This is a genomic window from Lapillicoccus sp., assembly GCF_039935575.1.
Lineage (GTDB): Bacteria > Actinomycetota > Actinomycetes > Actinomycetales > Dermatophilaceae > Lapillicoccus.
This window is the reverse complement of sequence record NZ_JBDTKA010000061.1, coordinates 1-9,349: the sequence shown is the minus strand read 5'-3', so window position 1 is coordinate 9,349 and position 9,349 is coordinate 1. Positions and strand designations below refer to the sequence as shown.

Annotated in this window: 9 protein-coding genes; 6 read left to right on the top strand and 3 right to left on the bottom strand. The window is 69.1% G+C overall.

The features are described from left to right. Positions 1 to 435: hypothetical protein (locus tag ABI385_RS07405; protein WP_348103104.1), on the top strand; the 435-nt coding region annotated here is incomplete at its 5' end. Further along, positions 432 to 1,658: a hypothetical protein gene (locus tag ABI385_RS07400; RefSeq protein ID WP_348103103.1), complete on the top strand. Its 1,227-nt coding sequence runs from the start codon at positions 432 to 434 to the stop codon at positions 1,656 to 1,658. The genes ABI385_RS07405 and ABI385_RS07400, both read left to right, overlap by 4 nt. A 103-nt stretch (positions 1,659 to 1,761) precedes the next feature. On the opposite strand, the gene ABI385_RS07395 is transcribed toward ABI385_RS07400, so the two are convergent. Continuing rightward, positions 1,762 to 2,451, bottom strand: coding sequence for a lysophospholipid acyltransferase family protein (locus ABI385_RS07395; RefSeq protein ID WP_348103102.1), 690 nt, complete (start codon positions 2,449 to 2,451; stop codon positions 1,762 to 1,764). A 125-nt stretch (positions 2,452 to 2,576) separates the two neighbouring features. On the opposite strand from ABI385_RS07395, the gene ABI385_RS07390 reads away from it, so the two are divergent. The 3 genes from ABI385_RS07390 (at position 2,577) to ABI385_RS07380 (ending at position 5,744) form a co-directional block, all read left to right on the top strand. Then, positions 2,577 to 3,272 (top strand): GntR family transcriptional regulator, encoded by a 696-nt coding sequence (locus ABI385_RS07390; protein ID WP_348103101.1) that lies wholly within the window; start codon positions 2,577 to 2,579, stop codon positions 3,270 to 3,272. A 178-nt stretch (positions 3,273 to 3,450) separates the two neighbouring features. After that, positions 3,451 to 4,971, top strand: coding sequence for an NCS1 family nucleobase:cation symporter-1 (locus ABI385_RS07385; RefSeq protein ID WP_348103100.1), 1,521 nt, complete (start codon positions 3,451 to 3,453; stop codon positions 4,969 to 4,971). Between the two features lie 5 nt (positions 4,972 to 4,976). Then, positions 4,977 to 5,744 carry an aspartate/glutamate racemase family protein gene (locus ABI385_RS07380; protein WP_348103099.1) on the top strand — a complete coding sequence of 256 codons (768 nt, stop codon included), beginning with the start codon at positions 4,977 to 4,979 and terminating at the stop codon, positions 5,742 to 5,744. Between the two features lie 30 nt (positions 5,745 to 5,774). Here ABI385_RS07380 and ABI385_RS07375 read toward each other — a convergent pair whose 3' ends face one another. After that, on the bottom strand, positions 5,775 to 7,994 hold the full coding sequence (locus ABI385_RS07375) for a DNA polymerase III subunit gamma and tau (protein ID WP_348103098.1): 2,220 nt from the start codon (positions 7,992 to 7,994) through the stop codon (positions 5,775 to 5,777). 99 nt (positions 7,995 to 8,093) lie between these two features. After that, positions 8,094 to 8,810 (bottom strand): hemerythrin domain-containing protein, encoded by a 717-nt coding sequence (locus tag ABI385_RS07370; RefSeq protein ID WP_348103097.1) that lies wholly within the window; start codon positions 8,808 to 8,810, stop codon positions 8,094 to 8,096. Between the two features lie 177 nt (positions 8,811 to 8,987). Between ABI385_RS07370 and ABI385_RS07365 the strand changes: the two genes are divergently transcribed. Further along, the coding region (locus tag ABI385_RS07365) for a hypothetical protein (RefSeq protein ID WP_348103096.1) at positions 8,988 to 9,349 on the top strand (362 nt) is incomplete at its 3' end.

Sequence of the window (9,349 nt, the reverse complement as noted above, 5' to 3'; positions counted from 1 at the left end):
CGCTTCCGGATCCACGGCGCGTCCGGCCTGACCTACACCCACAGCCACTGTTACGCCCTCGAAGGGCTGGCCATGGCCACGCCTCCCGCGACGCCATACCCGGCCGCGGTTCACGCCGGCGTCCGCTGGCTCGCCGACGTGCAGCAGCCGAACGGCGCACTTCTGGCCTGGCACGACGGGGTACGCGCTTTCGGACCGGACCGGACCGACGCCACCGCGCAGGCGATACGACTCTGGATGCTGGTCGACCCGCATGGGTATGCCGTGCCTGCGGCTGCTGCTCGTGACTTCCTGTCCCAGTGCTGGGCACCTCCGCGCGGACTGCGTTATGGCTCGGAAAGCATGGACGTGAGCTCGTGGGCGACCATCTTCGGAGCCCAGGCGCTGGCCTGGATGGACGACCCCGACGGCGCCGACGCGACTGTCCTGGTGTGAACATCTCGATGCGCGACAATCCAGTAGTACCACCGGTTTCCAGAGTCACCACGGCCCTCGTGGGCGGCGGTCCGGCTGCCTTCGGCGTGCTCGCCGAGCTCGTGGAGTCCGGACGCATCGAGCAACACGCCCAGAGGGGGATGCAGATCGTCTCCGCGGGGCCGGCGGAGCGCTTCGGGGCGGGTCGACTCGGCGACTACCTGGTGCGCTCAGACACACGCGGTCGCGTCTTCGTCGAGTGCGCCCTCCCCCACCTCGACAGGGGAAAGCGCTGTGACCGGGACGCCGTGCAGACCTGCGAGACCGATGACCCGGTGGACCTTCCCGTCGCCGCGGACCTGCTCGCTCGTGCGGGCCGGCATCTGCTGCGCAACGCCGGCGGCATCCCCGAGGTCACGGTCCGGGCGTCGACCCAGGTGACGGGTCTGCGCTCGACGAGCGCTGACGGCGCGCTCGTGGAGCTCGCGACGACGGGTGGAACCATCCTCGCCGACGAGGTGCTCCTCGCTCTGGGTGGCCGACCCTGGGCGCCCTCGATCGCTCGTCCGGTCGAGGCCCTCGCCCTGCACAGCGACATCGCACTGCAGGCACCCGGGATGGCCTCGGTCCTGCATACCTTGTCCGGCCGTGAGCCACGGGTCACGATCGTCGGCGGCGCCCACAGCGCCTTCGCCGTCGCGGGACTGCTGCTTCGGTTGCCACTCGCCTGGTCCGCGGGCTCGATCACGGTGCTGCACCGCAGACCGGTCGTCGTCACCTACCCCGACACCGAGGCGGCGCGCGCCGACGGAGTCGACGTCCGTGTCGACTGTGTCTGCCCGGACACCGGCATCGTCCATCGGTTCGGCGGCCTCCGAGCCGACTCTGCGGCCCTCTTCCGCCGGGTCCGCGACGGCGACGACCAGCGCGTGCACCTCGTTCGGGTCGACTCGCGGGAGCTCCATACGTCCGACCCCGTGGTCATCGCCGCTACCGGCTACCGCTCTCGGGTGAGTGACCTCGTCCGGGGCAGTACCTGGGACGGCACTGGCCGGCTCTCCGACCGGTGGGGACGGCTGCTCCCGGGCGTTCGCGGGATGGGTCTCGGAACGGCTCGCCCGCACCTCGGTTCGACGGGGGGCGAGCCGGAGTTCACCGGGTCGGTGGACGGGGTGTGGTTCTACCGGAACGTCGTCGCGCCGAACCTGGTGGCGTCGTCCGCTCCGGCACTCGCGCGGGCCTAGCGGCCCCGCCTGTGGCCGACCGGACTCAGATGTTGCCGAGTTTCACGCCTTGGAAGTCCACATTGTCCGCCAACATGTGAGTCCGGATCGGGAAGCAGGGCCTTCAGACGGCGATCGCGGGACCAGAGGCCTCCGGCGGCAGCTCGTTGTAGGTATCGGCGCGGGGCTGCCCCGACAGCGCGGCAATGGCGTCCATGATCTCGTCGGTGACGGCGCGCCGGGCGCGGCCCTGCGGCACACCGGCATACCGCTGCGTGAAGTCCAGCGGCGCCCCGAACGTGACGCTGACCTTGGCCAGCCGGGGGAACCTCGCCCCGACCGGTTGGATGTCCTGGGTCCCGGCCAGAGCCACCGGGACGACCGGCACCGCAGCGGTGAGCGCGAGGAAGGCGACACCGGTACGCCCGCGGTAGAGCCGGCCGTCGCGTGAGCGCGTCCCCTCGGGGTAGATCCCGAAGGCGTCCCCCTCGCCGAGGACCTCCAACGCTGCGTCGAGCGACTCCTGGGCCGCCCGGGACGAGCGCCGGTCGACGGGGATGGCCCCGATCCCCTCGAACAGCTCACGCAGGACGGCGCCCCGCGGACCGCCGCCCGTGAAGTAGTCGTCCTTGGCGAGGAACCGGACCTTGCGCGGGGCCGCGAGCGGGATCGCGAAGGAGTCGATGAACGAGAGGTGGTTGCTCGCCAGGATGACGCCACCCGTTGCCGGGACGTTCTCCGCACCGCGGATCGTCGGCCGGTAGAGCGCATGGCTGAGCGGTTTCAGCACGATGTGACCCGCCCGGTAGATCATGACGCCGACTGTAGTTGGCTGGACCACCTGTCGTCCCTTTCCCTCCAGCTGAGGATTCGCCCCAGTGGCGGCCGCGCCGCAATAGGCTCGTGCCCACCCTGTCGAGCCTGGTCGAGGAGGCGAGCGTGAGCCGACGTCCCCTTCCTGTCGGCGCCTCCCATCTGGTGAGCCGGCTCAGCACCACCACACCCGGTCAACCCAGCTCGCAGCAGGAGGTCCTGGGCGAGCTACGCGGGGTGATCCTGTCCGGCGACGCCCAGCCCGGGACGCCGATCCCGCTGGACGAGGTGGCCAGGTTCTTCGACGTCAGCCTCATCCCGATCCGGGAGGCTCTCAAGACGCTCATCGGCGAGGGGTTGGTCGACCACGAACCGCGGGGCGGCTACGAGGTCGCCCAGCTGACCCGGGACGAGCTGCGTGAGTTCTATGTCATCCGTGAGGCGCTCGAGGCCGCCGCCCTGCGCGCGTCGGTACTCGCGGCGACGGTGGACGACGACGCATACGCGACCAGCATCCACGAGGGACTTGGTGAGGCCCTCGTGGCGGAAGACCTGCGGACCTACCACCGGGACAGCCGGCGGTTCCACCTCGCGCTCGTAGGACCGTCGGGGATGCACCGGCTGCTGCACGTGTTCGAGCTGGCCTGGAATGTCACCGAGCCGTCGCAACCGATGTCGGAGGTCTCGGCGGATGGGCGAGATCGGATGCACGCCGACCACGCGGCGATGCTGGCGGCGTTCGTCGACCGCGATGCTGACGAGCTCGTACGCTGCTCCGCCAGTCACTACCAGCGCCTCGAGAGAGCGGTCGCACGGCGCTGAACCCGCTCGCTGGAGTGGCGCACTCGTCGCTGTCTGAGCCGGGCCACATCGGGTATATCTCGGATATATCGCCTCGAAAACCCGTCGGAAACCGTTGCGGGACTAACTTCAGGCTCCATCCCCGGGTGGCGCCTGCGCCGATCCCGGCCGTCGGAAAGTCAGCTCCGAGAGGCATACCGTGACCGACCTGATCGACTCCCCAGCTCCACCCAGCTCCGCGCATCCCGCCGGTGTCGGCGTCATCAAGCCCGGATATCACCCGCGCCTGACCAACGACGACCTCGCGCCCCTGCGGGACCAGAACTGGACCTGGTACAACATCTTCGCGTTCTGGATGTCGGACGTGCACAGCGTCGGCGGATACGTCACCGCCGGAAGCCTGTTCGCGCTGGGCCTGACCAGCTGGCAGGTCTTCATCTGCCTCATCGTCGGCATCTCCATCGTGCTGTTCTTCTGCAACCTCGTCGCCAAGCCGAGCCAGCGCAGCGGGGTTCCCTTCCCGGTCATCTGTCGCTCGGTCTTCGGGGTGCTTGGCGCCAACATCCCGGCGATCATCCGCGGGCTCATCGCGGTCGCCTGGTACGGCATCCAGACCTACCTCGCCTCCGCGGCGCTCGACATCCTGCTGGTACGCCTGTGGCCGGGTCTGGCGCCCTACGGCGACGTCGCGCAGCACGGGATGTTGGGCCTCTCCACGCTCGGCTACTTCACCTTCGCGGTCCTCTGGGTGCTGCAGGCCGCCGTCTTCTGGACCGGCATGAACACCATCCGCCGCTTCATCGACTTCTGCGGCCCGGCCGTCTACGTCGTCATGGTCGTCCTGTGCATCTACCTGCTGAGCAAGGCGAACTGGAACGTCAACCTCAACCTGTCGGACAAGCAGCTCAGCGGCGGCGCGATGATCTCGACGATGTTCGCGGCGACGGCACTGGTCGTGTCCTACTTCTCCGGCCCGATGCTCAACTTCGGTGACTTCTCCCGCTACGGCAAGACGTTCGCGGCCGTCAAGAAGGGCAACTTCTGGGGTCTGCCGGTCAACTTCACGATGTTCTCGGTCCTGACCGTGCTCACTGCGGCCGCGACTCTGCCGGTCTACGGCGAGCTCATCACGGACCCGGTCAAGACCGTGGGCAAGATCGACAACACCTTCGCGATCGTCCTGGCGGCACTCACGTTCACGACCGCGACCATCGGCATCAACATCGTCGCGAACTTCGTCTCCCCTGCCTTCGACTTCTCGCACGTCAACCCGCAGAAGATCAGCTGGCGCACGGGCGGCATGATCGCCGCCGTCGGGTCCGTCCTCATCACCCCATGGAACCTCTACAAGAGCGCCGACACCATCCACTACACGCTGGACACGTTGGGCGCGTTCATCGGCCCGCTCTTCGGGGTGCTCATCTGCCACTACTACCTGATCCACAAGCAGAAGGTCGCCATCGACGACCTGTTCACGATGGACGAGAAGGGGATCTACTACTACACGAAGGGGTTCAACCCCGCGGCAGTATGGGCGACCGCCATCGCTGCCGTGGTCGCGATCGCCTGCGTGTTCGTCCCCGGGATGAACGCCGCGAACGACTACAGCTGGTTCATCGGGTGCGGGCTGGGACTGGTGGTCTACTACGTACTCGCCCGCAACAGCAAGGTCACCGCGCTCATCGAGGCGCGCACCGGCGACGACGTGGTGACAGGCTGATACCCATGCACATCCGGGTCATCAACCCCAACACCACGTGGTCCATGACGTCACTCATCGAGCGGTCCGCCCGCTCGGTGGCCTGGCCAGGAGTCACGGTGGACGCGGTGTCGCCCACGATGGGGCCTGCCTCGATCGAGAGCCACTACGACGAGGCGCTCGCCGTGCCCGGCATCCTGGACGAGATCGCCAAGGGTGAGCGGGAGGGTGTCGACGGCTACGTTCTCGCCTGCTTCGGGGATCCGGGCCTGGAGGCAGCCCGTGAGCGCGCCCGTGGGCCGGTCGTGGGGATCGCCGAGGCGGCTATGCGTACGGCCACCTATCTCGGTCGCTCGTTCAGCGTGGTGACCACGCTCGGCCGTACCCGCGGCCGAGCGTGGGATCTCGCCGAGACCTATGGCACCCATCGCGCGTGCCGCGGCGTACACGCCTGCGAGATCGCGGTGCTCGAGCTGGAGTCCTCGCCGGACGCTCGGGAGCGGATCACGCAAGCCTGCCGGGAGGCGTTGGCGATCGACGAGAGCGACGTCATCGTGCTCGGCTGCGCCGGGATGGCCGACCTGTGCGCACACGTCTCCAAGGCGATCGGCGCGCCAGTAGTCGACGGCGTGGCCGCGGCGACCGTCACGGTGCAGGGACTGGTTCAGCTCGGACTGCGCACCAGCACGATCGGTGAGTATGCGTCGCCGCCGCCGAAGCGGTACGACGGGTTGCTGTCGTCGTTCGACCTGACAGGCGAGGCGGCGACGGAGCAGAGCCAGCACAGTCGGTGAGCTTGGTGACCCAGTTTGCGGGAGCTTGAGTCAGTCGTCGAACTCGCCGATGACCTTCCCGCCGAGAACCCGCTCGATGACCTGACGGCCCGCGGCCCCCGAGGTCGCGATGTCCTCGTCGTCGTCGCTGATGTCGTCGTCGGGTTGGCGGCTGGGCTGCACTGACGCGGCGGGCGGGCGACTTCGTGGGCTCGACGCTGTCGTCGGTTCGGGGTGATATCGGTCGGGTTTCCGGCCGTTTTCACCCATCTTCGGCGGCGCTGTCGGGGCCGAAGTCGGCGGCGTGCCTCTCTCGTCGTCGAACCACCCCTCGTCGCGGCCCTCCTCGTCAGGAACGTCCGGCACTCCCTCCGGTGCCGCGTCCCGCGAGGCTGGTTCCGCTCGGCTGGGCGTGCGGCCCCGCGTCGCCGCCGTGCTACCCACGGGGCCCGGGGCGCCCGGGCCGGTAGGACCAGGGGGGCCGCCGCTGGGCGTCCCTCCCCCGAACGTTCCGCCATGGGAGCTGTCTCCGGTGGGCGGCACACCCTCGACCGGGACGTCGACACCGATCTCGTCGATCAGTGCCTGACGGACCAGCTCCGCGTGGTTGCCCTGGCGGAACGTGTTGGCGAGTCCGACGGTCGCGATCTGCAACACCAGCCGGTTGCCGTCGTAGTCCAGCACCTGCGCGTGCTGGGACAGGAACGTCCAGGTCACCCGACGCATACCGAACACGCGGGCCAGCACGTCCGGCCAGACCCTGCGGATCGCCGCAGTGTCGATCGCGCCTGCGTGACCCGTCGTCCGCGAGTCGTCCGGTGCACCAGTCGAGGTAGGTGAGGATGACGATGTGGAGGCACCCGACTCCACCGGTGCCGCCGTGCTGGTCTCGCGCGGCCCGCTCGCCGACGTCGGGGGTGAGGACTGCGAGGGTCGCGACTCGGACGGCGACGGCTCCGACGTCTCGTCGACCCGCTGTGGCCGCATCCCCGTCTGTCCGTCGGAGCGCAGGTTGCGCACTGGGCTCGGCGCTTCGGCGGGCGGGCCTACGGCATGGCTCGGGGGGGCCGTCTCGCTTCGGCCACCAGAGCGCGTCGCCGACGGTGTGCCCTCCAGGTCGAGACGGCGTTCGAGCCGGTCCAGGCGGGCGGCATACCCACCCGAACCTGTGGCAGCGGGAAGCAGGATGCGGGCGCAGATCAGCTCGAGCTGCATCCGCGGCGCCGTGGCGCCGGTCATCTCGGTGAGGCCGGCGTTGACGACGTCCGCCGCGCGCGAGAGTCCGCCCGGCCCGAACCGGGACTGCTGTCCGCGCATCCGCTCGAGCTGGTCCTCCGGTACGCCGCGCAGCACCGAAGCGGCACCTTCGGGCACCGCGGCGACGATGATCAGGTCGCGCAGCCGTTCGAGCAGGTCCTCCACGAACCGCCTCGGGTCGTGCCCCGACTCGATGACGCGGTCGATCTGCATGAACACCGCCGCGCCGTCGCCGGCCGCGAGGGCGTCGATCGTGGCGTCGAGCAGCTCACCGTCGGTGAACCCCAGCAGCGACGCCGCGCCCTCATAGGTGAGCCCCTCGTCGCCCGACCCCGCGATCAGCTGGTCGAGCACGGACAGAGAGTCACGGACCGAACCCCCTCCGGCCCGGGTCACGAACCCGAGGACTCCCGGCGCGACGGTCACGCCTTCCTTCTCGCACATCTGCTCCATGTAGGCCGTCAGCCGGGCTGGAGGGACGAGGCGGAAGGGGTAGTGGTGGGTCCTCGACCGGATCGTGCCGATAACCTTCTCGGGCTCGGTCGTCGCGAAGACGAACTTCACATGCTCGGGCGGCTCCTCGACGATCTTGAGCAGCGCGTTGAAGCCCTGCGGCGTCACCATGTGCGCCTCGTCGATGATGTAGATCTTGTAGCGGCTCTGTGCCGGGCCGTAGGACGCGCGTTCGCGCAGGTCACGGGCGTCGTCGACGCCACCGTGGCTGGCCGCGTCGATCTCGATGACGTCGATCGTGCCGGGCCCGCCCCGCGACAGTGCGACACACGAGTCGCACGACCCGCATGGCTCCGGGGTCGGTCCCTGCTCACAGTTGAGGCAGCGTGCCAGGATCCGGGCGCTCGTCGTCTTGCCGCAGCCGCGCGGTCCGCTGAACAGGTAGGCGTGGCTGACCCTCCCGGTGCGCAGCGCCTGCATGAGGGGCTCGGTGACGTGCTCCTGGCCGATGACGTCGCGGAAGGTCTCCGGTCGGTAGCGGCGGTACAGGGCGATGGTCACCCGAGGAACCCTAGCCGCGCGGGACGACACCCCGGTATGCGCTCGCACAGGCTGCGTCGGCCGACCGAGAGCGGGCGGCCCGGGCCGGTTCTGGCTCGGTCAAGGCCGGGCCGACCCGTGGATCAGACGCGCCCGGCGGGCATACACGCGAGGGCCGATGAGCGGCACCAGTGCGCGGGCAAGCGGGGGCGCCGTTCTTATCATCTCGGCCAAGACCGTCGGATCGCCCTCGTAGGCGAACATCCCGAAGGCCAGTGGCATCGCGGACTTTGGCACCGCTGCCACCCCGGCTTCGCCGATCGCCTGCCATTCGCCTTCGGTCATGACCATCGCCGCCAGCGGCAGCAGCGCGCGCTCCTCGAGATCGAGGTGCTCGCGTAGTAGCGCGTGCAGGATCTCGAGCTGTTCGGCGAGCTGGTCGCGCCGGACGCCGTCGGGGTCGTCGGCCCACGCCCCACGTAGCGTTCCGACACGACTCAAGGCGGCGTCGAGGGCGTGGTGTTGAGCCTCCGCTTCCTCGATGACGTCGAGGGCGTTGGGCGAGGTCCGTTCCCGTAGCTTGGGCCAGAGCAACGCGTCTTCACTTTCATGGTGATGATGCAGCAGGTCACAGAGCAGGCGAAGGTGCGCCGCGACAGCCGTCGCGCGCCGGCTGTCGCCGGGTGCCGTCCGAGACACCGCAGCGGGAGCCAGCCGGAACTCGCGCAGCAACGCGGTATGCACGACGATCATGTCGCGCACGTCGACCAGCGGCGCGGCGGGGGGCTCGTGGCCGAGGTTCGTGAGGTGGTTTCGTGTCATGTCCGCGCTTGTCATGCCACCAGGTTCGGCCCGTCCCCGAGGCGAGACCATCCCACAAATGTGGGGACTTTCGTCCAGTACCTTCCCTACTCCGTCGGCACCGGTCACGATGAGGTCATGAGAACGGCGAGGACACGCTCGCTGGGCGATCGCCTCGATGCGGCGACGTCACGGTGCGGAAACGTAGATGCTTTGGCCCGCAAGGTCTTCGAGACCGTCGCCGTGGACGTTCCGTTCGCCTTTGCCTGCCTGGCGACGACCGACCCCGCGAACGGGCTCATCACCGGAACGACCAAGTCCCATCCCCTGACCGTCAGTGACGAGGAGCTGGCGGCCGCCGAGTACGGAGAACCCGACGTCAACCTGTTCGCTGACCTCGCACTGCGCCCTCTTCCAGTGGGCGTGTTGTCGGTCGACACCAATGGACGGCCGGACAGCTGTCGCCGGTTCCGCGAGTTCGTGGTCCCGAACTTCGGCTTCACCGACGAGCTCCGACTCGCGTGCCGTGCCGGTGGCACGACCTGGGCCCTGCTGGGTCTCTACCGCGGTGCAGC

Coding starts and splice junctions, on each gene's coding strand:
- ABI385_RS07395 (WP_348103102.1), bottom strand. CDS start 2,451: ATGATCTACCGGGCGGGTCACATCGTGCTGAAACCGCTCAGCCATGCG.
- ABI385_RS07380 (WP_348103099.1), top strand. CDS start 4,977: ATGCACATCCGGGTCATCAACCCCAACACCACGTGGTCCATGACGTCA.
- ABI385_RS07370 (WP_348103097.1), bottom strand. CDS start 8,810: ATGACAAGCGCGGACATGACACGAAACCACCTCACGAACCTCGGCCAC.